This window comes from Viridibacillus sp. FSL E2-0187, from assembly GCF_038006425.1.
Classification (GTDB): Bacteria; Bacillota; Bacilli; order Bacillales_A; family Planococcaceae; genus Viridibacillus; species Viridibacillus arvi.
Map to the genome: position 1 here is coordinate 2,479,766 of NZ_JBBOVG010000001.1, position 25,845 is coordinate 2,505,610.

The window sequence follows — 25,845 nt, forward strand, 5'->3', positions numbered from 1 at the left end:
TAACCAATCTCGAAAGTCTTCTGCTAATTTGTGACCGAAAAATACATACCTCTCTTTGCCATTATTAGGAATTAAGGTTCTTTATCAAAATCGATTTTATTAAAAATTCAAATCTTCTTGCATCATACAATAGAATAATTGCTTAGATTCGTAATGCAACATTAATGAATCTACCTGTAATTCAAATTCTGAACGCAAAAAAGACACCTCCATGTTTAGTAATAACGTAAACCATTAAACATTTAAGTGTCTTTATAAGTAGACATTTATATAGTTATTTGTAGATACCATTAGAAGTTTATGGCTAAACTATTTTCTAACATTATCTACTACATGATCAGAAACCCTTGTCCTAAACCTTTCAGTTTACCTCTTTAGGCTCTAATAATTAAATTTTCACTACTTCTTGTTTTAATAAAATATTCTTGGTGTTCTTTTAGAAATCCAACATAACGTTCGACTTCTTCTATTGTTGTGTATGGCGAGATCGCAAAAAATTTATGTGCATATACGGATATACGTTTGTTTGAGTTTACTGCTTCCACGAGACGCTGCTTTTTTGTATTACCAAAGAAGACAGTATCTCGTTCTTCACCAATTACCTCTGCAAACTCGTCATTGAATTGATTGATTTCCATTATTTCTTCTAAGGTTAAAAGTCCGTTCAATTCATCATTCCATTTTGTATTTTCAGGATAAAAACGGAATGTTGTAATCGGCGAAACTTCATTCGTGATCACCATATTCGGAACTTCTTTTATTAACATCTCTCTAAATGTAATATTGACACGAATATAGTTGGCTAAAAGCTCTTGATAGCCTTCAATTCCAAATGCTAATAAAGACGCATAAATCGTCAAAGCACTTCCCATTCGCGAGCATTCGAGCGTGTAGCCTGTATGATAGCTACCATAACCGCGATTCCCTACATACGGCGTTTCCTCTGCATCTAAATCAACATACTTAAGATACTCTCTATTTTTGATTAAAAATAAACTCGTGATGTATGGCGTTTGTCCAAGCTTATGGAAATCAAAGACCATACTATCTGCTAGCTTGATATGTTTGAACTTATGTTGATAGGATTTCAATACCTCATTAACATTGTCTTCAAATCGAAGAGGATTGCTTTCAAAGTCATAATTATTAAAGAAAGTATACATGCCCCCCATAGCAGAGTCTGCATGAATATAGATTGGATATATGTCATTTGTGCGTTCCAATTCTTCCGCTATCCGCTTAATTCCCTCGATGTCATCAACCCCAAATGTATCAGTAGTTCCCATTGTGGCAAGGACATAAAGAGGGATGCCTCCTTTTGCAATAACATACTCCATTTTTTCTTTTAAATCTTCTAGATTCATAGAATGATCAGCATTAGCTTTCACACGAATCATGTTTTCTACGCCAATCCCAGTTGCTTCTACAGATTTATACAGACTATAGTGTGATAGCTCCGAACAGAAGCAATAGAGATTTTGTGGTACACCATTTTGATTAGAGGACGGCGCGTAACGGGCAATGGCAAGACGTAAAGAGTTAAAGACAGCCCCTTGTCCTCCCCAAGTTGTATATCCAGCACTGATGCTTGCATCGTATCCTATAAGTTTGGATAGCATACTAGTTATTTCGACTTCTGCTGTAGCTGCTGCTGGGCCTTCCACATCCCAAATATTGTTCCCATTGACTAGCACCATTACTAAATTTCCGATAATACTAGCGATATTCGGAAGGGGTGCTGCATTGGCTACATAGTTTCGATTGACGAACCGGTGTCCTTCTACCAATTTTAGAAGCTCTTGAATCACTTCCTCCATCGGCACACCCGTTTTCGGAACATCTGCATTTTGAATGATACGATTATAGTAATCCTCTGTGTATTCGGGCATTTCACCTAGCGTGAGTTTGTTAGGATCCTTTAATTCATCTATTTTTGTTAAAATCGTCCGAAAGTAGGACAATATTTCCTCTCTTTGAAAGTCATTCCCGTCCATACTAGGAAACAATTTTTGTACTTTCTTCATTATTTTAGCTCCTTGATGTTTTTACTAGTAGTAGTTTTATTTTTTAAAAACTAGAATCCATTCGGATAGATCTGTTGCATAAAAAACCGACGATGATAGCAATTTGAATTACATATTTTAAGAAAAAATAACAATTGTAAAAGAATATATATCCTATATTCGATAATTGCCCCGTATAAAAAAGAAGCTTTCCACAAGTTGGATCAACCTATGAGAAGCACTCTTTTATTTATCAGCCAGCAAGGTAACTATATTTATACTGCTATATTGACCATATTTTCAGCATCTTGACCCACTTTAGCTTCCGCAGTTTCTAAACCATGATTTCATGTTTATAATAATTTGTCTAAATCATTTTTTAACTCTACAAGATTTTTTGCTTCCTGAACAAGTTTTTCCATTGTTTGTAGTTCATCATCACTAATCTCTATTAGTTCCTCGAACATTTCTACAGATTCTCGAGAGATAGAAGCAATTTCAACAATTGTTGCCATTATCTGCTGAGAAGCAGAAGATAATTCTTCTGTACTTGCTGAAGAATATTCATTATTTTCAGCAATGATCTTTGTAGTAGATAGAATCTCATCAAACATGGTTCCAACCTCTACAATGTTCGCATTTGTATCTTTAAATTCTTCTGTTCCCTGTTGCATTGACTTGACAACTTTTTCAGTTTCTTCTTGTATATTCTTTACAATATTTGATACTTCAGAAGAAGACTGGCGTGATTGTTCGGCCAATTTTCTAACCTCATCAGCAACAACCGCAAATCCTTTACCATGTTCCCCCGCACGCGCAGCTTCTATTGCTGCATTCAATGCCAATAAATTGATTTGTTCTGCAATCCCTGAAATCACTTTTACAATAGTGCCGATTTCGTGAGATTTTTCTCCGAGTTTATTTATTGCATCAAATGTTGTATTTACCGTTTGATTAAACTGTTCCATTTTTTCTAAGGAATCTTTTAACTTCTCGTTTCCTTCTTGTGTCAATTCTAAAGTTGTATTCGATTGTTCTGAAATTTGACTTGATCTCACTGAAAGATCTTCGACAGCCTGTGCCATTTCTTCCATAGATTCAGCACTTTCTTCTGTGGCTACTAATTGTTTCTGTAATCCTCTACCTACCTCATCAATAGCCGCTCTAACAATATCGCCTTTCTCAGAAGCATATTCACCGATTTCAGCGAGATTTTCTCCTTTTTCATGTACATTTTTTGAAAATGACAAAATTCTTTTCCTTGTACTGCTGAAAAAATCAATTAGTTGGTTAAACACAGCATGATTAGAACTTCTTTCATCAACTTTGTTTGTAATATTACCTGCTGATATTTCTTTCATTCCATTTATTATTTCTTTATTAATATGAAGATGATGTTTTAGTGAAAAATAACGGTAAGCAAAATACACCGCTACCCCCACTAAGATAACAATTATTCCTAGCATAATGGCATCCATGATAAATATATCTCCTAACTCCTATTAATTATGAATATTTTAAAGCTCTTTTATAAGGATATATGTTCCATCCGCTACATTTTCAGGAATACCATTCAACTTACTATTATCGCTATATTTATGAACAATATAATTTCCTTCTATATCTTCATATTTTTTCATATTATGATATTTTTCCATTACACGTATTGACTTCGGGTTTGTTGCTTCACCTAAAACAGCCTTCACACCTTGTGATGATGCCTTTGTTAACAAACTATTTCCTAATTGCTGAATAATTTCGTGACGGCCATGTTCAGCTGTCACTCCTAACATGAATAGGTGTAAAAATTCTCCGTATTTAATTTCTTTTCCGTTTCGTTTTTTATAATCTTCCATGAAACGTTTATCTACATCCTCCAGAACACGCAGAATTACATTCATATCAGAAAAAGAACCTTCAAATATATCTTCTCCGATAATCTCTGGTGCATTTATATCTCCAGCAAGCGCACCAACAACATTATTATTAATATCCAGAGCGACAGCGCAATATCCCTGCTCTATTGTGGAGTCTAAATAATCTTTGGTAAAATGATAAAAATCTTCATAACTGATATTTAATTGACCTACCATCGGTTCCTGAACCCATTTTCCTGAAACATCCAGTCCAATAAATGAGCGAGCTAGACACTCAGCTGCTTTCTGAATTAATGCTGTTTGATCCTTCGTTATAATTTCATATGTATACAATTCTTGTGTTATTAGCATTTATTGATCTCCCTTTCGAATTAAAAAATAAAAACTCCGTTTCTATTTGACCTAACATTACATAGGATGATTTACTTTATCGATAAATGTACCTGTGAACTTAATTCTTTCAAGTGCATTCCTAATTTGTACTTGAGCAATTTTAGATGAAGGTTTTACTACAAGGATATCCTTAAATCCTAAGCTAGAATAAAATTGCATCGTTTGCTCCAACTGCGGTACAACTTTTGATGGGACAGTTGTTTGGTGAGTTCCATCGACAACAAACGTATATTCTTGTCTTGATACTTTATTAATCGTATCCTGTAAATCTATCATATAACCTTCTGCATCTTCCTCTTTCATTAATCCATGCACCTGTACATGAACTTCCTTCGAGTCCTTATTAATTGCCATTTTATATTTCTTTTTATCTACGACTATCATCTTTTAACCTCCCTATTCTCTATAATCTGTAATACTTCATTGTTGACATTTGCACGTTCTTTTCGTATGAATGTTATAAATAAAAGCTATCCCAGATATAGATAAGGATAGCCAAAAAAACGTTTTATTCTTGGCGACCCGACTATCATTATCCAAGAGGATTTTAGACTCGTAGCTTTGCGTCCTTACCTTTCGATAAGTTTGCCTTTTCAATTGTAAAAGATAGTACTAATATCATGCTCATATATTACTATAACATTATATATTACTTGTCATTTTTTGTCGAACTAGAATTTTTCTTGCTTTACTTACGAAAGAGTCTGCTCCACAGTAAGGCCCGATTTCTAAACTGTAATCAAATAAATGATGTTAAATGGAAATTAACATCATAATTTAAATTATAGAATTAACTTTCGTTAATAACTAAAAGGGAAATATGCAGATAATAAAAAAGATTTTGTTATGGCTATAATAAACAAAATATTATTATTGCCTTTTTCAATTTACAGGTACGATAGTTAAATAAGAATTAAACAAAATATAAGAGCCTTACTACAATAAAATGTAGCAAGGCTCTCATACTTTTATATTAAAATTAAATAAATTTATTATCACTTTACGGTCGACTTAAAACAAATTTGTACTGTTTGAAATACAGTCGAGATATTTTTTAGCTGTTGTTTTACTAATGTACTTTTTAATTTGCTGTTCTCCATCTATTGGAGCGAATGCTATGGGGACAGCATTCAATTGATATTTTTCTTGTATTGCTAATTCAAGGTTAAAAGTCTAATCTCTAGGATCGTTAATAACGATGTTCACGTAATTTTTTTCTTTGGCGTTCTTCAATAACTTCGAAACAGTAGGTCTAGACAGATCGAGAGCTTTAGCGATTTCACCTTGAGTCTTATCTAAATCGTAATACATCTTTGCTACATCTACACTAAGTAAATCTTTATCATTGAACATAATTTGCTCCTTTAATGGACTGGTTATAAAAATGATATGCTTTTTCAATGTAAGTCAGATAAATACCTTCATAGTATGGGGTGCCCATTGCCGTTGGAAATGCAGTATGAGGCGTTTCGGAAATCAAAATTACAAGGAAGATTTAATTTCATTATAATGGCGATCTCAATTTGGAAAATACAATTCATGAAGTTATTGTATATACCTTTAAAAGTATACTTACTCGACTGTTCTATTAGTTGAAATATTAAATTTTTGTAGACCATCAGACCTAAGACTATAAGAAACTACTTTTTTCTTCCACTGCTTAACTACATCAACGTGATTATCGGGATTATAAACAAAGAAATTAACATCTTTTTTGCCCTTTTTCAAGTTGATGACAAATGGAGTTACATCAGTCTCTGGATATAGAAATAATTTTTCATTACCTGGAAATATATAATGTTTTTTTAAAAAGTTAGCTTCATTAAAATACTCAATAAATCTAATTTTTTCTTCCTCTTCTAAATTCTTTCCGTTAAATGTTACAGTGACATCTTCTGAATCAAGTTTTTGATGAAGTTCGAATTTATCTAAAAACCATGCCACAAGTGCATTTGGAGGACTCATTAACAATTTAAAAAAAATCCCAATCACTATCATAATAGCAACTGTCCATGTCATATTATATCAGCTCCTTCAATAATAATATCTGGTTACTATAGACCTTTATTTTAATAGTATACTATTAAAAAATAGTAATTTACAAACAAAGGTTTTTTTATAAACAACGTAAAAAACATCCGGTAGCCCTTTGTATACAAATGTTAAATTGTAAATCAATTCACATTCATAGCCACAAATAATTATTAATTAGCCTTTAAGATGTTTCATTAACTACCTCTCAATAATAAAGGATTTATTTTTTAAATAACCATCCAATTGGATTGTTTTTTGACCATCCATTTATCTTAGGAATAAAATTCAAAATTAAAGTTATTAACAAATTTTCTTAGAATATAAAAGATGCTTTTCCAGAAGGAAATGTTTACAAACAATTAAGAGCTTCTGCAAACCTTTTGATTCCTTCATCAATCAAACCTTCATCTTCTCTTGCGAAAGTAAAACGAACATATCCATTTCTAGATCCCATTGTAGAACCAGGAACATAAATGACCCCTCTTTTAATTGATTCTTCAAGTAATTGGATTTCATTGAAATTTTTAAGTATTTTACACCAAATATGAATTCCACCTTGAGGAATAGAATATTCCACCTGGCCATTTAAATAAATATCAAGGCTTTTTATAATTCTATCTCTCCTTTTTTCTAACTCCTTAATTAAACTTTTTATATGAAAATTGAAATTTTCTGATTCTAAAAAATCATTCGCTATCCATTGTGTATAGATAGAATGTCCAAAGTCTATTTGCTGCTTTGCATCGGATAATCTTTCAATCACCGATGTTGGGCCAATAATCCACCCTATTCTTAATCCTGAGGCAACAATTTTGGACAAAGAACTAATGTATAATACGTTTCCGTTCTTATCCATTGATTTAAGGGTAGGTATTTTATCTCCTGAAAAAGCTGTTAAACTATAAGGATCATCTTCAACTACTGGAATCCCAAGCTTTGAGGATATATCTAAAATAGCTTCTCTTTTTTTTACATTCATTAAAGAACCTGTTGGATTTTGAAAATCTGGATTTAAAAAAATCATTTTAATCCGGTGTTTTTTATATAATGACTGCAAATCTTCAGGATTAATTCCATCCCTATCGACTCGTAGATAATGTATTTGTATACCTGCTGATTTAAAAATCGGAAGATTATAATTGTAAGAAGGATCTTCAATTGCTATTGCATCTCCAGGCTTTAACAAACATTGTACAATTAAATGTAATGCTTGTTGCGCTCCTGATGTTATAAGTATTGAAGAAGGATTAGTTTCAATTCCCCGACTTTTATTTATGTGTTTTGTAAGGGTTTTTCTTAGGATTTCATTCCCCTGTGGATGATCGTATCCTAAGCTTCCAATTAAAGAGCGAGTTGAGGTTATCTCACTTAAAAAGCTTTTTGGGAAAAGTTCTTCTGACAATTCACCTGCAGCCAAATTAATTAAATTATGTTCAACAGCTTCTTTTCTTATTTTTTGTGTTACAGGTAGATTAGGTAAAAAAGAACCCGCCTCAATATACCTATTCCAGCTAGGAATCCTTTTTTTTGTTATACCCCATATATCTTTACTAATGGTAGTACCACTTCCTCTATTTCTTTCAATTAGACCAATCGACTCTAATTCGTCATATGCATTAACCACAGTACTTCTATTTATCTCTAGAATATTCGCTAAACTTCTCTCTGATGGCAATGGTTTATCAGGTGGAAATGTACCATCTGCAATTCCCTTTTCAATATATTCTGCGAGTTGTTTATAGATAGCTTTTTTTGCTTTTCTATCAGGTTTCCAATCCAAATATACTCACCTCATTATTTCTACTAAACTTGCTTAAATTCGCCATTTATCTTTTACTCATTTTCATATAAGAACACTGATTTGATGCCTATTTATTTCAATTAAATTATACTAAAAATTTTTTTCTAGTTTTATTATAGTTTTAGAACATTTTGTGTTATATTTTAAAACTTCTAGTGTTTAAAATTTTGTGCAACTAGTATAAAAATCAATTGTGAATCCAAACCCATACAAACCTATAGTAGCCTAAAATAGTTCAAAGAATAATTAAAAGGGTTTTGTTTATGAAAAAAGATGTATCATTTTAATCAATCTTACTGAATGTGATCCATTGTTAGTTTTGGATCCAAAAGAACCTCAAGCTTAAAGACAAGCTAAAGACATTATGCTATCGATAGGGATTATGTCCTTTATCATTCTTATTATTTTAGCTAAAATATTAATTAAATTCCCTGCCTCAAAGCAAAGTCCATTGTTTCAATTGAGCAAAAATTAAAACCACATATAACCAAATAAAACACCCTAGTATTACACCCAGTGAGAAAATGCGAAAAAAGGTTCCAAATAAATTGAAACCTTTTTAAGAAATAAACATTAAGCTGTAATGAAAATTAATTTATGTACTATGGTGTCTTAATTATTTAAGGGAGGAATACAAAATGACTAATCTTCACGTATTTCTAATTGCTTGCTGATCAACTGGCGGGATACCAAAATGTGATTGGGACTTATTTAGGAGCTCAGAACGATGTTACTACGTAGAACAATACTATTATAATTCGGTAAATAGCAGTAATAAATGAAGGAGGGACGATCCTAAAAAGACTACGTTCCTTTTTTTAGACTGCTGAAATAACCTCTTTACGTCGATAACTGTTGGTTGTTTCAAATAGAAATTTAAATCCTACTCAGAAATTGTGAGGAACCTTAAAAAGTAAAACTCATACAAGGAGATCCTTGTATGAGCAATTTTAAATTTACTTCTCATTTTTAGAGCGATTATATGCTGCTTGAGCAGTTTTAAGATAATCTTGTAAACCCATTTTATCAAGGGTCTTCTTGTATTCATCCCACTTGCTGAAGTCTTGTTTACCAGTAATGAAACCTGCAGTCATTTCATCAATATATGTCTGAACATCTGTCATAACCGCACTAACTTTGTCATTTTCTTCAAGCGTGTAGTTCAGTCCAGGTAGGATATCTTCGTCTTTAAGAGTGTATGGTTTAGCTTTCTTGGCATTTAGTGCAGATGGTTCTTTACCTTCAGCACCTTGGAAGAATTTTTGTCTAACCATTCCAGGGTAATATCCACCTGGCCAAGTTAAATATTCACTAATTGCTTGGTCTAGATTTTTTCCATCAGGATTATCTGTAATCGTATCTAAATACTTGAAGTTACCATCCTTATCTTCTTCATACGTAACGCCCTCAAAGCCCATAAAGAACATCTTCGAACCTTCTTCACTATAGAAGTAGTCCATCCAGCGAACCATTGCTTCAGGGTTTTTCGCTTTATCTGTTATAATGACTTACTCGTAATATCATATAGTACGCGGTTAACCATTGATATATAAGGGTTTCACACTTTTTATCAAAACAGAAAAAAAAACTGTTAAAATCATGTAATTCTTGTCATCAATTGTAGCTGGTAACCCCCTGTTTACAACGTTATTATTTTGAATAATGGTTATGTCGTTTCAATGTCAAAATCAATTAGTGAGGAATGGATATCTATTGACGAGTTTTTGTCACCGAATCTGAAATTTAGTAGAATAATAAACTCTTTCATCAATTTGAAAAAGAACTTCGAATAAAAAAACATAGGGAGATTTTAGTCTCCCTATGTTTTCATTCATATTATTTATCTGTTTGTTTTTGCTTTTTTTTCAAATACTCCGCACGTATTTTTTCAAGTTGCTGCTTTTTATCAAATTTGGCAGGTTTAAGTTTTTCATGATACTTTGCCACAGCCACCTGACCTTTGGTATCCAATTGATATTTCCCCACTTTGTTCACCTACTTTTCTTGTCTTTAAAGAGAATCTATTCAACAAATATAATATACCTTATTTTACTGAAGTAAACCTTTTTACTTTATTAGTATACTGCCTAACCTTGCATTTATCAGTAAAAACTTAGTAAAATAATTCATAGCCAAATGGTATTCATTATACTTATCTTTACTACCTTAAATTTGCTGATTCATTTTAAAGTAATCAATCAAGTCGCTAATTTTAACTAAAACAAAAAAACTCTTCCAGTTATTTGTTATAAATAACTAAAAGAGAGTTTAATTTTTAAAATATAAATAGTTGTACATTAATCATTGATTTAGTTCTTAACAAACTACGTAGTCGTCTTATTCTCAATAATTTTTTAACTACTTGTAATGTTCCTCCGGTTTTTTCATGTTCAGAATAATCTTCTTGTTTCCATTTAATACAGTACCAGCTTTAACACTTTGTTTTTGTACATAGCCTTCGCCGATAATTTCTATATTTGCACTAGCCATTGTTTGATAAGTTAATACGTTACGGAGTGACCAATCTGTAAAATCAGGTACTATTGAATCTCCATCTGTCTTCAAAAATACAAAACCGCCAGATAAGACTTCTGATTTTTCTGTAGGGTATTGATCCGTAATTGTATCACCATTACCTATAATAATTGTTTTAATGCCATTTCCCTCAAGTTCTTTTTCAATATCCTCAACGAGTTTGCCTTTTAAGTTTTCCATCGTTTGAGATTTCGTTTTCTTATTTTTTTCAGGTTTAATATTTAAGTACTTTAAACTACTTCCCATAACTGTATTAAATACTTTTGATGTTGGCTCAGAGCCCACTTCTGTTGGGCCAAGTTTAGGTTTTCCTACGGCAATGTACATCACTAATTGAGGATTATCTACAGGAGCCATACCTAAAAACGAATACAGAAAATAATTTTTTCCTCTTTTATCGTATTCGCCCGTTGATGGGTCTGGCATTTGCGCAGTACCTGTTTTACCTGATACTTCATATTCCTTACTTGCAAAATCTTTAGCGGTTCCAAATTCAGAAGTAATAGTAGTAGTCAAAATCTCTCTAACTTCTTTTGACGTTCGCTTAGAAATGGGTTTGCCTATAATAGCCGGCTTGTTTTCTTTTACAATTTTCTTCGTATTTGGATTCACAATTTTCTCAATAACATATGGTTGCATCATTTTCCCATCGTTCGCAATAGCTGAAACAGCTTGTATTAATTGTATCGGTGTGACTGTAGAGCCTTGTCCATAAGTTGTTGTTACACGGTTAATAGGATATTTATCTAAAATTTGACCTGTAGCTTCATTTGGTAAATCTATTCCTGTTTTTTCACCAAAACCAAACTTTTCTACATAAGAAATGAATTTGTCATCACCTATTAATTTCAAAAGATGAGCCATCCCTACATTGGAGGAGCGCTGAATTCCTTCTAAGTAGGTGATCGTTCCCCAACCTTTTCTGTCATTATGATCTCCAATTGGTACATTTCCTACCATGTATTGACCAGATTGAAACTTAGCGTTTGGAAACCATTTCCCTTCTTCGATTGCAGCTGCTAATGTAAAAGTTTTCATTGTAGAACCTGGCTCTATCGTCAACTCTGTTAACTGGTTTAACCAACTATTTTCAAGTCCAGTACCGTCTTGCGGGTTATATGTTGGCCTTTGCGATACAGCAAGTATTTCACCCGTCTTCGGATTGGCAACGACTGCTACCATCGATTCAGGATTATATTCTTTATTAACTTTAGACATTGAATCTTCTAAAAAGTTTTGTATAGTTTTATCAATCGTTAGATACACATCTGCTCCATCTTTTGAAGGTTCTACCATTTTATCGCTATTAGGTAATAAATAACCCCATAAATCACTCTTATATTGGACCCATCCATCAGTACCGGATAATTCTTTGTTATAGATGGATTCTAAGCCCATTTTACCTACCGTTCTAAATTGTCCGCCTTCTTGAGTATCCCTTTGAGCTAAGCCTATTAAATTCGATGCAAAGATACCGTTTGGATAAAATCTCTTTGATTCTTCTATAAAAATGATGCCTGGTAACTTTTCACTACTAATCTTCTCCATTACGCCATGGCTAATATTACGACCTGCAGCACCAAATTCTACTTGGCGAATTTCATTACCTTGCGCATTCTTCGCTTTTGTATTTAATTTATCAAATATATCTTTTTCACTAATAGTAAGATATTTCGCTAAAACTTTGGCGGTTTTCTCTTTATCAGAAACATGCATAATTCTTTTAGTTCCCTTAGAAGCCTTTGGACTAATTACAGCTACCAAGCGATAGTTAATAGTATCTTCTGCTATAACTTGTCCCTGCCGATCTAGAATTTTACCTCTATTAGCTGAAATTACTTTTGATCTTTCATATTTTGCGGCCGCTTTCGCCGCCAAAGCTTCTCCCTCTACCTGTCCTGAAGCTTGAATAAAAAAGATACGGAAAAACATAGCGAAAAATAGTCCTCCATAAAGGATTAACATTAAAAAGGCTCCCCATTGAAATCGAAACTTTCTCTTCATTATCCAAACACTACTTTCACGTTTTTTTCGTTTCGCTTCAAGCCTAATGAGTTCGAAACTGACAATAATTCAATTAAGAGCACTATGGCATGGAGAACACTTTTTTCCTTTGACATTATTCTTTTAGAAGGTCTATGTGTTGGCTGCTGGATATACTTTTGTTGATACTGATTATGTAATGCCATTTAATCACCTTTTCTTTGATTTTTTCTGCTATTCTTATTTTTGCAGAGCGAACTCGATAAACACTCCATCTTGGTTGAAGCGTAGAAACGCTCCTAGTATTTAAGACTACTTCTCTTTTTAATTATTGTTTTTCTTCTCCACGATTTTAAATACCTCCCAAAAAATAATGACTACTAATAGTGAATAATGTCTATATTCATTTGGAAGAAAAGCAATTAGTAGTATTGTAGTTATTAAGAATTGTGGCATAAGTATCCAATAACGCTTATTGTGAAAATGTTTAATTACAGTTCCCTCTTTTTCATTTGGTTATAATATATTAATTTTAACATATATATCCAATAAAAAAATCACCTCTTAGAAAAACTAAAGAGGTGATTTTTATAAACTTTATTTTAAACGATCAATCTTTTCCCATTTATCTTTTAAATCTTAATATATATAAGATTTCTTTTTTTTCAGAGTTAAAGTACTATTAGACGCCTTTTTTCTTATATACACAAAAAACGTAGTCAAAAGAGACATTAAATCTTGTCTTTTTAACTACGTTTTTAATATTTCTACCATCGATTGTTATTGAGCAGTATATCCACCATCAACTAATAATGTCGTACCTGTTACAAATGAAGAATCTTCACTTGCTAAGAATAGTACTGCTTTTGCTACTTCTTCAGGTGTGCCAAGGCGGCCCATTGGATGTAGAGAGATTAGATGTTGGTTAGTTGCTTCATTACGTCCTTTAATAAGTGGTGTATCGATGTAACCTGGGCATACTGCATTTACGCGGATACCTTCTTTAGCGTAGTCTAGACTAAGTGATTGAGTTAACAGCTTAACGCCACCTTTTGCTGATGCATAAGCTGTTACACCTGCTTTACCGGCATGGCTATGAATTGAACCACAGTTAACGATTACGCCTCGATTTTCTTGTTTTAGCATTTGTTCAATAGCAAATTTATCACTTAAGAAAATGCCTGATAAGTTGATGTCGATTGTTTTTTGCCATTTTTCTACTGATAATTCGTGAATCGGTCCATCTTGAGCAATACCTGCATTTGCATACATGACATCTAATGAACCAAAAGTTTCAACCGTTTTAGCTACCATATTTTTTACGTCGTCTTCACTTGTCACATCTGTTTTTACAAATAAAGCTTCAAAACCTTGTGCTTTTAAATCGGCAACTACTTCTTCGCCACGTTCAGAGAAATCGGCAATGACTACTTTTGCGCCTTCTTGTGCAAATAAACGGACAGTTGCTTCACCAATACCACTTGCTCCACCAGTCACTACTGCTACTTTATTTTCTAATTTCATTTTTTTTACCCTCTTCCTCAATTTGTACTTGTGTAATATGGCATTATTGTAACACTCGAATTGTTTTAGTAAAATTTAATTATATTTAATCTATCTTTAATATTTCTTAAGGATGTGTGGAATTTGAAATTAGAACAATTGGAATACATAGTGGAAATTGCAAACTGTGGATCTTTGACTAAGGCTTCGGAGAAGCTACATGTGACGCTTTCTGCTGTAAGTCAGTCGTTATCTACTTTAGAGAACGAGCTACAAATCACTATTTTCCACCGTTCTCGCCAAGGTACTATCCCAACTGAGGAAGGAAAGAAGATACTAGAAAAAGCGAACCAAATTATTCAACTTATGAAAGAAATGGAATCAGAAGTGGAGAATATACAGAACGAGCTTACAGGACAATTGCGAATTGCGACAATTCCAAGCCCAATGCACCTATTTGTAAGTGCTGTTTCTGATTTTAAGAAGGTGTACCCTAAAGTAGATATAGATATTTTCGAAGGTGGTTCAAAGGATATTCTGTCAGATTTACTACAAGATCGAATTGATATTGGCGTCCTGATTTTGTATGAAAAAGTACTCGACAAACTAAATGGTCTAACTATTGAAAAGCTTCGTGATTGTAAAATGGTTGTGGGTGTACCTTCTAATTCGCCATTAGCATCGCAAAAAAGCATTCCCCCTGAGCAGCTACTTCAATATCCACTCGTTGTTTATCGAGATGATTTTATCTTATGGTATTTAAACAACATCATTGCCCGTTATGGTAAACCTGATGTTCTCTTTAATACGAATAATACCGTAGCAATTCACAATGCTGTTAAAGATGGTGCACTAACTTTTGGCTTGGATTACTCTTTTCAAGACCATGGTGGAATGAACGAAACTTCAATGGTGACAATTGATTTGGATATTGCAAACTTTTCTTTCATTCAATTAGGTATTGTTCATATGAAAAATCGTTATATGTCTCCAGCAGTGAGTAAATTTATTAAATTGCTCCAAGAAAAGATATGATGTGCATTTATTAGACAATAATTTTAAAAGCCATTTAATCCTGTATAGTGATTGAATGGCTTTAGTTTTAAATTCAGTATCAATTCAGATTTACTAACTCTTATTTACATGTTCTTTCCATTGGCAATTCTATTTGACCTGATGAATAAGGAGCGACTTCGTATATTTGGAAAATAAGATTAATCCCTGATTTTGAATTCGTCCAGTAATATGGTGTCAAATTTAAATTCAAATTTTTATCAGCTAAAGGGTATTTTTCTTTATCGGCAAGGATTTTATTAACTGTGCAAGTGGCAGCTTTATTATATGCAGCAGTAGTTTTAAAATTTTGTTTCAGTGTTACTTCTTTACTAGAGTTCGTATTATAGTTATAGCCTTCGCTGTAATACTCACCGTGCGCACCGCCAGTATAGTAATACTTTGTTCTCACAATACTAACTTTGTTATTTTGGTTGTATTTGACTGTAAAAAAGGTTTTATACTCATATGAAGCATAATCTTTTTTTGATAAACCAAGTTCTTTTCGATCTTTGTCATATCTTTTTAATATCTTCTTTCGCTCTTTATAATCTTGCTGGGCTAACTTCTTAAAATTCGAATTGATTTTTTCTTGTCTTAGTTTATTCTTCATGCCACTGATTTGCGGGTATTTTATATTGCTATTAAACATAAATTTGTGAGTTTTTACCGTCACTGCTTTTTTCGTTTCAGCATGCATTGTTAAAGGGCTCAATGTAAATATTAGTACCATCGCAATAAGTAAACTACACACCATAGTAAGTGATCTTTTCATACGTCACAGCCTCTCACGGTTAATGTATTAACAGTATACCCTTATTTATTTTTACGATGATATTCGTACAGCCAAGTTTTTTTATACAATTATGTACATCAATCATTTATAATTGATCGCTAAATGGAGTACTGCCTGTTCATCTGTTAAGTTTGTGTAAGAGTGTTGTTCGCTCGCAACAAATTGAATTGAGTCAAACTTATTAAGTGTATAAGATGACTCTCCTATCGTTATTTCAACTTCTCCTGCCATAACCGTCGCAATTTCTATAGCCCCTGGATGATGGGCTTCTGGTTCATACTTACAACGAGGTTGCAAGTATGCACGATACATTTCCGTACTTCCTCGAAGATCATTAAATAAGGGCTCAATTACCCACTCCTGATCGTTTCCGAATAATTTTGGCCCTTTTCCTGCACGTAAAATATTGATATTATTCTCCGGTTTTAACAGAGCCATTAAAGGTACTGAAAGACCATTCGCAACTTTCCAAATCATTCCTAATGTTGGATTCGTTTCACCACGTTCAATGTTACCTAATGTTAATTTACTTACTCCAGTTTTAGCTGCCAAGTCCTCTAAACTTAACTTTTGTTCCTTTCTTAGTTCACGTAGTTTTGTTCCCACAAATTGAATCAATTGTTGTGTCTCATCCTTATTTGAACTCATATTTCTTCTCTCCTTATTTATATATACTTAACTTTTTACAATATTTAATAAATTATAACATACCTTTATGAATTAAAATAAAGTATATTATACTTTACTTTATCTAAATAAAGGTATAGTATTTATTACCGAAATAGAAATCAAATTGAGGTGATAAATTATGAAAGCAGTAGTTGTTGGGATCTTGTCTTCCCTATTTTTTTCAGCTACATTTATAATAAATCGAGCAATGAATCTTGATGGAACAAGTTGGGCATGGACAGCTTCTTTACGATTTATATTTGCCATTCCATTTCTGCTTCTCATCGTAGCATTCAGAAAAAATTTAGGACAATTATTTCGTGAAATGAGTAAAAACCCTTTTCAATGGTTATTATGGGGAACACTCGGTGGAGTAGGTTTTTATTCATTATTAAGCTTTGCAGCCGTTTATGGTCCATCTTGGTTAACATCCGGTACTTGGCAAGTTACTATTTTAGCAGGTGCATTACTTTCTCCTTTATTCTTTGTAACGGTACCGAGCGTTGATGGAGATAAAAAGGTCCGACAAAAGATTCCTTTTAAAAGTTTACGTGTAACTGTCATTATTTTAATTGGTGTAATTTTAATGCAAGTAAATCAAGCGGGGCATATAAGTGTTAAAGAATTTATTTTAGGGTTTATACCTGTTGTCATTGCCGCCTTTTTATATCCATTAGGCAATCGTAAAATGATGGAGATGTGTCAAGGAAGAATCGATACTTTCCAACGTACATTAGGTATGGCCATTAGTAGTTTACCAGTTGCTATTATATTTGGTATTTATGGAACTGTTACAGTTGGATTACCGACTGGCTCACAATTTGGACAAGCATTACTATTAGCTTTATCTTCCGGTGTGATTGCAAGTCTTCTTTTCTTCTTAGCTACAGATATGGCAAAAAACAATATGGGCTTACTTGCAGCTGTTGAATCAACGCAAGCTGGTGCAATGATCTTTACTGTTATAGGTGAAGTGATATTACTAAATGGATCTTTCCCGAAAGGTCTTTCATTATTCGGCATGATTCTTGTAATAGTCGGAATGGTTGTAAATAGTTTAGCCAATGGAAAGCAAAGAAGCATTAGTAAAAGAAAACTTGGATAATGATTGAATTCTCCCACCTTCTTTGTTTTATTCTTTCTATCTATTTTGTTGATTGATAGATGCAAATTGGATGGAATTATTGGAAATAAATAATCTTTATACTAATGAGCGATCGACTCTATTTTGAGTTGGTCGCTTTCTTTATAATTTACCGCTATATTCGATGGAAAATAAAATAATAGATAGCGCATATACCTTCCTGAAATTTCATTCTTTGATCTGTATTAAATAAAGTTTAAATTTTGTTATGTTTTGATAAGAGGTGATAGAAAATGGAACTATATTTAAATGAAATAATTCAATCGACAACAAAATCCCTTAAATTTTGGGAGAGTAAAGATAAAAATCATCGCCTATTATATTTTCAAATTGACCCACAAAACGATGGAATTCCAGCTCATTTTCATCCATTAGGGGAAGATTATGCGATTGTAGTAGATGGCGAGATGCTTTACGACATTAGTTTTGATACACAAATAACCGTATCTGAAAATGAGATTGCATTTGGCTGGCAACATTTTGTTCATGGATATCACAATCGCAGCAATTTCCCGTTACATATCATCATTTTTGCTACACCCGAGAATAATCCAAGTATTTATAATGAGGTTGAAAATAAAACTTGTTTTGATGAAAAAGTGCGTGTCCAAAACTTAACAAATAACTTTAATACAATGGAATCAAATTTTATTAAATTTTCTATTGTGCAAGGTGATCTAGCTATAAAGAATTGCATCTTGTATGACTGGCAAAATAAAAAAATCATTTTCCCTACTGAAACAACGGAATATATTTTGAATAAAGAAGGTTATTTACAAATTGTATTTAAATGAAAAGTTATATATATAAATAACCTCTATAAAACGCTATTACTTAGTACTTAAATAAATTTACTATAGGAACTATTAATTTCCTGATTCGTCCTATTAATTATATGCTCAATGGAAAGATATCTTTGCTTTCCTTTATCTAATTGCTTTACAATAGTTAGGAATAGTAAGACTTTAATATTTTTTGATATTATATGGAAGGAGGAAGGTTTTGCAGATTTGCAATACCATTAAATGAATGAAACTACTAACAAAATTACTAACAGGTATGATTGTATTTTTCGCGATTATCGGCATAGGTATTTATGTACTAGTGCAGCAATTTGAGAATTCATATGACGATTCCGAACCAGAATACGTTGAAGAAACAAAAAGTGTCGAAGAGTTTATCGGTTCCATTTCGGAAACTGCTCGTACACTTGCAGCAAAAAATGACCTTTACGCTTCTGTAATGATTGCTCAAGCAACTTTAGAGAGCCAATATGGACAAAGCGGCCTTGGTTCTTCACCTAACAATAATCTATTTGGCATTAAGGGAAAATATAAAAACGACTCAGTGAAACTTGAAACGTCTGAAGATGATGGCAAAGGTAATATGACAACAGTAATGGCTGAATTCCGCAAATACCCTTCCTATAAAGAATCATTGGAGGATTATGTGCGTTTACTACGTAATGGTCTTTCTTGGAACAAAAAGTTTTACACAGGCGTTTTCAAAAGTAATACAAAATCCTATAAAGATGCCACAAAGCATTTAACTGGATCTTATGCGACTGATTCAAAATATAACAAAAAACTAAACAAACTAATCGCTGAATATGATCTTACTCAATATGATAAACCAGTAAAAAATAAAACTACTATCAAAGTAGCAGACGGCGACTCACTGAATCATATTGCAGAAACCTATAATGTTAAAGTTACCTCCATTAAGCAGTGGAATAAATTAAACACAGAAAATATTGAAGCTGGTCAACAGTTAGAAATTTTTCAATATTAAAAGAAGATGATCCCGAATTATGTGGATCATCTTCTTTTTTCTTTATCTCATCAACTATTTAAGAAGAAAAATTTATAAAAATAACTCCATCTCATTATTTTTCATGGTATATCCCATTTTCTCATATAGATACTTGCCATCTTCTGAAGCATGCAGCCATATCCTTTTAGCCCCATTGAGCTTACTTTCTTCAGTATTATTCTCAAGAATTCTTCTTCCAAATCCATTTCCACGATGTTCAGACACAGTATACATATTCAAAATATATGCTGCGATTCCTTGAAGATTTTCTAAATATGGTGGCCTTCTAAATATGATCAGGCTACCGATACTCATTACTTCCTCATTTATTTCAGCAACATAATATTTAAATTCTTTATTAACAAGTGCTTTTTTTAAGTACTCCCTTGTAGATTTTACAATTATTAGCTCCTCTTCATGAGATTTGATCTCACCTAATTCCTTTAACAAAGCTAAACACAAACTAATTACACTTTCAATATTCTCTATAGAAACCTTATAAATCTTGTATTCTCTCTTATTAATCGACATTAAATCACTATCTTATATTATTAAAATTATCTTATCCTAGTAATAATCCAAGTAAGTAGTTACAATAGTTCAGGTAAAAAGATTCACAAACCGAAATAAATTAGGTGAAATTTATATCAATATTCCTTATAATATGTAAAGAGATGTAAGTTAAAAGTATTATTGTCAATTGTTTTCACTAAATACAAATAGAAAGTAGTGATATTATTGAAGATTGGGAAAAAAATATTATTAGGATTTACTTTGATGGTTATTCTGATTGGAATCTCCTCTATTTTTACAGTAAAACATACTCGTGAAATTAATCAAAGTTTAGATGAATTGGTAGATAGACGATTTGTTCAAATTAGATTAGTGGATGATATTCAATATGAAATGGCTCTACAAGGTTCTTATTTACGTGGGTATCTATTACAAAAACATAGTAAATCATTGGAATCATTACGAGATCATCAGGTCATTTTTGATAAAAAATTAGCCGAACTAGAATCAATAGCCCAATCTGATACGATGAAGGAAATAGTCGCAGATTCAATCACTGCTAAACAAGAGTTCGATCGTTATACAAAAGAAACGATCTACGCACATCAAACAGGAGATGCAATTAAAGCAACCCAATTGATGAATGAACAAATACAACCTATAAATGACAAAATTTTAAACAATGCTGAAGATATGCTTACATACCAAAACGAACAATTAGAGAAAATTCAACTTGATGCTATAGATAAAACAAATTACGCAACTCTTTCGGCAATTATTAATTTCATAGTAAATCTAGTTGTTGCAACGGTCATATGTATCATTATTACGCGAATGATTTCTACCCCTGTTCGTAAGTTAAATGAAGGAGTTAAGCTAATAGCAAAAGGCGATTTATCACAGCCTGAGATCATAATTCGTACGAAGGATGAACTTCGTGAACTAGCTGATTCATTTAACGAGATGAAGCAGAACTTACGTCATCTAATTCTTGCAACGAATAATAGTGCAGAACATTTATCCACTTCTGCAGCGGAGTTATCTGCAAGTACAGAAGAAGTATCACAAACTTCAGAAAATGTTTCGACTAGTATAGAAACAACTTCATTAAATGCTTCTATGTCATCTGCAGCAGCTAAAGAAAGTGTTATTGCTATGGACGAAACAGCTTCTGGAGTTCAACGTATTACTGAATCAACGCAAACTTTACACACAACCGCAATTGATACACTGACTATTGCAGAAGAAGGTCAGAACAAACTGATTGATGCTAAGGAACAAATGCAAAATATTTACGATGCAACTGTACTAGTAACAGAATTAACTAAACAACTCGGCTTACAAACTGCAGAAATTGAAAATATTACAAAAGTTATAACAGGAATAACTGAGCAAACGAATTTACTAGCTTTAAATGCAGCTATCGAAGCTGCACGTGCTGGAGAACATGGTAAAGGTTTTGCTGTTGTAGCAGATGAGGTTCGAAAATTAGCAGAGGAATCGAAATTATCAGCCAACAAGATAGTTAACTTAACAGCTACTATTCAACGAGATACAAAAAATGTGGAAACCGGTGTTTCACAAGGTTTGAAGACTGTTGAAGAAGGTGTCAAAATCATTGAGCAAGCTGATGTCTCATTCCACTCAATCACAGGCGCTGTACGTTCAATGACATCCCAAATCGAGGACATTTCTGCTGCTTCCGAACAAATTTCCGCTAGCGCTGAAGAAGTAGCCGCTTCTATATCAGAAATCGCAAACCACTCAGATGGTACTTCAATTCAAATTGAGGCAGTATCTAGCTCCATTGAAGAACAAGTAGCTTCAATGCAGGAAGTCCATAGCATTGCTCAAGATTTAAATGCAAAATCGGTATCTCTTCAAAAAGAAATTCAACAATTTAAGTTATGATAATAGGGCCCTTGGAAATCGTAATTTTCCATGGGCTTTTTTGATTCTTGCTAATACTATGTAAATAGTTTATAGCCTTTTACTCAAACTCACTTTATTGTAATTTACATGATTGTCTACATCTTAGTAGATCCTTATATGTGTCTATAACTCCATTAATTCTTTAGTATCAATCTTTTCCTTTTACATTTTCTCTCAATCTATTTACACTTAATATAAACTACATATATTGGAGGCGAGTCAGATGGAAAAGATCGAACAAATTAGCGAAGGGTTGTTTTGCATCGATACGTATGATTTAGGACGACCAAATCGGACTAGTTCATATTTGTTAAAAGATAAAAAAATTGCATTAATCGAAACATCTGCAAGTCCTTCTGTACCTTATATTATGAAAGGACTTGAGGCGCTAGGAGTGACCCCTGAAGATGTTGACTATTTAATATTGACACATATCCATTTGGACCATGCAGGTGGAGCTGGGTTATTTATGGAGAAATGTAAAAATGCAGAACTAATTGTGCATCCAAAAGGAGTACGTCATTTAGTGGATCCTAGTCGCCTCATCGCCAGTGCAAAATCTGTTTATGGGGATCAATTTGATACTCTATTTGACCCTATTTTACCTGTAGAAGAATCACGTATGAGAACTGTTGAAGATGGAGATCAACTCGTACTCGGTGAAACAACTTTGACTTTTTATCATACAAAAGGTCATGCGAATCACCATATCTCTATCCATGATAGTAAAAGTAATGGGGTTTTTGTTGGAGATACGACTGGAGTTTATTATCCGGAACTTTTGGAAGAAGACTTCGACTTAATCCTTCCTTCTACGTCACCAAATCAATTCGACCCTGATGCGATGGAACAGTCAATTCAGTTTTATGAAAAGCTTGCGCCAAGTCAGCTATACTTTGGCCATTATGGTGTTTACTATGAGCCAGATATGGCATATGAGCAAGTTCGTTACTGGTTACCAATCTTCTTAGAAGAAGGTAAGAAAGCAATGGCGGCAAAAGAGGAATTTTATGCTAGATCACGCGATTTAGAAAAACGTTTGAATGCACATGTAAATGATTATGTGTTACAACATGGTTTATTGCTCAGTCATCCTGTTTTCAAAGTGATACCTCTAGATACGGCAGTCTCTGCTATGGGAATCATTGATTATTTGGTGAAATTAGAAGGATAAGATATTAAAGAAGCAGGTTTGCAATTTAAGTTGCAGTCCTGCTTCTTTATCAGTATATATTTGTTTACTTTTAATCTGATGTTTTCTAGTATTCTAATTTTCACTATTAAATAACAATTGCTTAAGCTTTTCATCTAAAACTCTACTTTAAATTTCGCTATTTGGTCACTTAATTCAATGAACCACTTTTTATCATTAGTATCTAATGCTAATTCTTGTAGTGCTAGTAAATCTTGTAGTTGCAATTTGTCTTCGTCATTTAGTATTAAATTTTCGAATTGAACAATCCGATCTTTTTGCTGAACACCATCAAAAAATTTAACAACTGCTGCTCTTCCCTCTTGATCAATAGATAAAATATAACCATCAAGGTTTTGAGAAATCACCCATTTACCAATATCCTTTTTCATTAATTCCATCTGCATCATTCCTTTCACTAGCTCGAATTTGTATAGATTCATTTGCTGGCTTCTAGAAAATACAAAAAAATCCGCTTGCATGTACATGACTTCATATTCAGAATTTTTACCTTCTAAAATGATTTCAATAAGCTTAGCGGATAATTTTAGTTTTTAGTGTTACTATATTTTATCACTTATTTTCTGAATAGTAAATTAATTAATAGTTAATATAATCTATTTATATTTATGATGAAGAAGACGTAAATATACCGTTTAACTTTCTATGAAGTTGTACCTTTGATATAAATTTTAATCAAATTAATACAGGGACTCCTATTAATGAACAAATAGAAACAGCATTTTATAAATTTGCATGCTAGTTTGTGGATTGTAAAAATAATCAGCTAATATTATCTGTTGTTCAACCAAAGAAGAAGTTCTTCATGTTTATAATGATTCTCAGTTTCTGAAATAATTTGAGTAAGGAGAATATCAAGGGAATCCGTTAATGAGTTTAAGGTTTGTTGAACTAAACCATCCTCAAATTGATCTAACGGCTTAGGTAACTCATCTTCGTCTAAAATAAAGTAGTCTCCATTAGGTAGGACCAAAATATCAATTATCAAGTCCTCAAACGATACCAAATTATCAATCATATATGTATTTTTTACGATATTAAAATAAGAACCTATATAATTTCCTTTATTATCTCTCCAGATATATAAATTATATGGACGATCCTTCCAGTAATAAGCAATTGTATAACTACCTTTAGATATAGTTAACTTTTTTTGGTGATTTGCTATCATCGTAAAGGAATCCAATATTTCATGAAAAAGTACGAAATTATGATTTTGTGCTTGTAACAGCATACAACTATACTCTACAACTGTGGAGTCATACCTTATTTTTCTTTCTATTATTTTATCCCCTCGTTGAATAGATGCTGTTCTTAAATTGACCATAACTTTAGTTTCCCCTCTCAATAAATACTCTATTCCGCACCTATAGTTATCGAAATGCGTTTAGTATGAACCTCTGATGCTTCGATTTGATCTCTTCCTTTTTCCTTTGCGATATACAAGTTCTGATCTGCAAGTTTCACTGCTTCTTGTAAATTCATATCTTTCTTCAATTCCGCAATACCAATAGAGACCGTTACATATGTTGATAAATCCTCATCAATATAAAATGGGGTAGTACGTATCTCTTTTTGAATTGACTCAAGGCACTGAACAGCTTGATCAAAGTTAGTATGTCCTTGGTATATGATAAATTCTTCGCCACCATATCTCCCAACCTTTACATACTCATTTTCATAGTTTTTATATATGCTTCCAATTTCACTTAAAATTTGATCACCTACTACATGACCATATGTATCATTTAACTTCTTAAAATAATCAAGATCAACCATCGCTAAAAAGTGATTTTCATTTGTTGCTTTTCTCTTTTCTTCTACAATTTCAAAGAACTTATTTCGATTTAGTAACTTCGTTAATGAGTCATGCCAAGCTATAAATTCTAGTTGATTATTCAAATTGTATCGTTTTCGTTCCAACAAAACAAAATAATACAAAACAGATGCTGCTCCTAGCAATGAAGTATATCGTAAAATAAATATGCTTTTAAATATTTCTAGGCCGTTTGGAATAATAAAAATAATAGGAAAATCTGAGATAAACCAACATGCCGTAAGAAGAAGAATCTTATCTAAATAACTACTAGAAAATTTGTTGTTTTTATAGACAGCTAATGTTAATAAGGTAGGACCAATCAAGCCAAATAAGATACCCGGTATAGTACCCACCCCCCCTATCAAAACACGCCAAACCGAAACAATCAATAAGATGGGAAGTGTCAATCTCCAATTACCAAAATAAGCTAAAAAAATTAACGGAATCATTCTTAAATCTACTCGATACCCCTCAAATTCGATTGGTAAATAAAACATTGTTATAACAGATGCTGAAACTGTCATAACGAGTAAAAAAAGATATAGCATATTCGGTAAGCGTTTTCTGTAATTTTTAAGTGCCTGGATGATTAAATGCATTAATAAAATAATCGATAGATTCGATAAAATCGATTGAAGCATATTTACTACCCCTTTTATAAATAACTGCAAAAAAACGAATGCACAAATATTATTTTTAGCTACATTAGGTGTTTATACCACAACATTATTCATATGAAAAATACTGATTCTTCAATGACAAAGA

The 25,845-nt window shown here is 32.6% G+C and carries 23 protein-coding genes and 1 riboswitch; of the genes, 6 read left to right on the forward strand and 17 right to left on the reverse strand.

All coding sequences use genetic code 11. The features are described from left to right. Positions 1–374 precede the first annotated feature (374 nt). The 11 genes from MHH85_RS12170 to MHH85_RS12220 all read right to left on the reverse strand — a co-directional run bounded on the left by MHH85_RS12170 (position 375) and on the right by MHH85_RS12220 (position 14,150). Complete coding sequence (locus MHH85_RS12170; protein ID WP_340707277.1) at positions 375–2,024, reverse strand: pyridoxal phosphate-dependent decarboxylase family protein; 1,650 nt, start codon at positions 2,022–2,024, stop codon at positions 375–377. Positions 2,025–2,356: 332 nt separating this feature from the next. Beyond that, entirely contained in the window at positions 2,357–3,481 is a 1,125-nt protein-coding gene (locus MHH85_RS12175; RefSeq protein WP_227752029.1) for a methyl-accepting chemotaxis protein, read from the reverse strand. 39 nt (positions 3,482–3,520) lie between these two features. Further along, entirely contained in the window at positions 3,521–4,231 is a 711-nt protein-coding gene (locus MHH85_RS12180; RefSeq protein ID WP_340707278.1) for a hypothetical protein, read from the reverse strand. A 57-nt stretch (positions 4,232–4,288) separates the two neighbouring features. Next, positions 4,289–4,657 (reverse strand): hypothetical protein, encoded by a 369-nt coding sequence (locus MHH85_RS12185; protein ID WP_053416945.1) that lies wholly within the window; start codon positions 4,655–4,657, stop codon positions 4,289–4,291. A 129-nt stretch (positions 4,658–4,786) separates the two neighbouring features. Then, positions 4,787–4,873, reverse strand: a riboswitch (cyclic di-GMP riboswitch). 573 nt (positions 4,874–5,446) lie between these two features. Continuing rightward, on the reverse strand, positions 5,447–5,626 hold the full coding sequence (locus tag MHH85_RS12190) for a MarR family transcriptional regulator (protein WP_076035079.1): 180 nt from the start codon (positions 5,624–5,626) through the stop codon (positions 5,447–5,449). 219 nt (positions 5,627–5,845) lie between these two features. After that, positions 5,846–6,292, reverse strand: coding sequence for a YfmQ family protein (locus MHH85_RS12195; RefSeq protein WP_340707279.1), 447 nt, complete (start codon positions 6,290–6,292; stop codon positions 5,846–5,848). A gap of 364 nt (positions 6,293–6,656) precedes the next feature. Beyond that, positions 6,657–8,087: a MocR-like pyridoxine biosynthesis transcription factor PdxR gene (pdxR, locus tag MHH85_RS12200; protein WP_340707280.1), complete on the reverse strand. Its 1,431-nt coding sequence runs from the start codon at positions 8,085–8,087 to the stop codon at positions 6,657–6,659. A 977-nt stretch (positions 8,088–9,064) separates the two neighbouring features. After that, entirely contained in the window at positions 9,065–9,580 is a 516-nt protein-coding gene (locus tag MHH85_RS12205; RefSeq protein ID WP_340707281.1) for a hypothetical protein, read from the reverse strand. Between the two features lie 364 nt (positions 9,581–9,944). Beyond that, positions 9,945–10,094, reverse strand: coding sequence for a hypothetical protein (locus MHH85_RS12210; RefSeq protein WP_038189766.1), 150 nt, complete (start codon positions 10,092–10,094; stop codon positions 9,945–9,947). A gap of 372 nt (positions 10,095–10,466) precedes the next feature. Further along, on the reverse strand, positions 10,467–12,608 hold the full coding sequence (locus tag MHH85_RS12215) for a penicillin-binding protein (protein WP_340707282.1): 2,142 nt from the start codon (positions 12,606–12,608) through the stop codon (positions 10,467–10,469). 798 nt (positions 12,609–13,406) lie between these two features. After that, a complete protein-coding gene (locus tag MHH85_RS12220; protein WP_193739185.1) occupies positions 13,407–14,150 on the reverse strand; it encodes an SDR family NAD(P)-dependent oxidoreductase in 744 nt (247 codons plus the stop codon). A gap of 123 nt (positions 14,151–14,273) precedes the next feature. Here MHH85_RS12220 and MHH85_RS12225 point away from each other — a divergent pair, with 123 nt between their 5' ends. Next, positions 14,274–15,164 (forward strand): LysR family transcriptional regulator, encoded by an 891-nt coding sequence (locus tag MHH85_RS12225; protein ID WP_340707283.1) that lies wholly within the window; start codon positions 14,274–14,276, stop codon positions 15,162–15,164. Between the two features lie 100 nt (positions 15,165–15,264). Here the strand turns inward: MHH85_RS12225 and MHH85_RS12230 are convergent, their stop codons facing one another. Continuing rightward, complete coding sequence (locus tag MHH85_RS12230; RefSeq protein WP_340707284.1) at positions 15,265–15,957, reverse strand: PdaC/SigV domain-containing protein; 693 nt, start codon at positions 15,955–15,957, stop codon at positions 15,265–15,267. Between the two features lie 102 nt (positions 15,958–16,059). Next, entirely contained in the window at positions 16,060–16,626 is a 567-nt protein-coding gene (locus tag MHH85_RS12235) for a helix-turn-helix domain-containing protein (protein WP_193739182.1), read from the reverse strand. A 160-nt stretch (positions 16,627–16,786) separates the two neighbouring features. On the opposite strand from MHH85_RS12235, the gene MHH85_RS12240 reads away from it, so the two are divergent. The 3 genes from MHH85_RS12240 to MHH85_RS12250 all read left to right on the forward strand — a co-directional run bounded on the left by MHH85_RS12240 (position 16,787) and on the right by MHH85_RS12250 (position 19,582). Continuing rightward, on the forward strand, positions 16,787–17,752 hold the full coding sequence (locus tag MHH85_RS12240) for a DMT family transporter (protein ID WP_340707285.1): 966 nt from the start codon (positions 16,787–16,789) through the stop codon (positions 17,750–17,752). 272 nt (positions 17,753–18,024) lie between these two features. After that, on the forward strand, positions 18,025–18,585 hold the full coding sequence (locus MHH85_RS12245) for a cupin domain-containing protein (protein WP_340707286.1): 561 nt from the start codon (positions 18,025–18,027) through the stop codon (positions 18,583–18,585). Between the two features lie 235 nt (positions 18,586–18,820). Then, on the forward strand, positions 18,821–19,582 hold the full coding sequence (locus MHH85_RS12250) for a glucosaminidase domain-containing protein (protein WP_340707287.1): 762 nt from the start codon (positions 18,821–18,823) through the stop codon (positions 19,580–19,582). Between the two features lie 72 nt (positions 19,583–19,654). On the opposite strand, the gene MHH85_RS12255 is transcribed toward MHH85_RS12250, so the two are convergent. Next, the gene (locus tag MHH85_RS12255; protein ID WP_340707288.1) at positions 19,655–20,134 is read right to left on the reverse strand and encodes a GNAT family N-acetyltransferase; all 480 of its coding nucleotides are present in this window, start codon (positions 20,132–20,134) and stop codon (positions 19,655–19,657) included. Positions 20,135–20,341: 207 nt separating this feature from the next. On the opposite strand from MHH85_RS12255, the gene MHH85_RS12260 reads away from it, so the two are divergent. Both MHH85_RS12260 and MHH85_RS12265 read left to right on the forward strand, forming a co-directional pair. Continuing rightward, complete coding sequence (locus tag MHH85_RS12260; protein ID WP_340707289.1) at positions 20,342–22,027, forward strand: methyl-accepting chemotaxis protein; 1,686 nt, start codon at positions 20,342–20,344, stop codon at positions 22,025–22,027. Positions 22,028–22,271: 244 nt separating this feature from the next. After that, a complete protein-coding gene (locus tag MHH85_RS12265) occupies positions 22,272–23,222 on the forward strand; it encodes an MBL fold metallo-hydrolase (RefSeq protein ID WP_340707290.1) in 951 nt (316 codons plus the stop codon). A 134-nt stretch (positions 23,223–23,356) separates the two neighbouring features. Here the strand turns inward: MHH85_RS12265 and MHH85_RS12270 are convergent, their stop codons facing one another. The 3 genes from MHH85_RS12270 to MHH85_RS12280 form a co-directional block, all read right to left on the reverse strand. Next, positions 23,357–23,683 (reverse strand): hypothetical protein, encoded by a 327-nt coding sequence (locus tag MHH85_RS12270; RefSeq protein ID WP_340707291.1) that lies wholly within the window; start codon positions 23,681–23,683, stop codon positions 23,357–23,359. Positions 23,684–24,033: 350 nt separating this feature from the next. Then, positions 24,034–24,588: a DUF402 domain-containing protein gene (locus tag MHH85_RS12275; protein ID WP_340707292.1), complete on the reverse strand. Its 555-nt coding sequence runs from the start codon at positions 24,586–24,588 to the stop codon at positions 24,034–24,036. Positions 24,589–24,617: 29 nt separating this feature from the next. Next, positions 24,618–25,721 carry a GGDEF domain-containing protein gene (locus MHH85_RS12280; RefSeq protein WP_340707293.1) on the reverse strand — a complete coding sequence of 368 codons (1,104 nt, stop codon included), beginning with the start codon at positions 25,719–25,721 and terminating at the stop codon, positions 24,618–24,620. Positions 25,722–25,845: the final 124 nt, after the last annotated feature.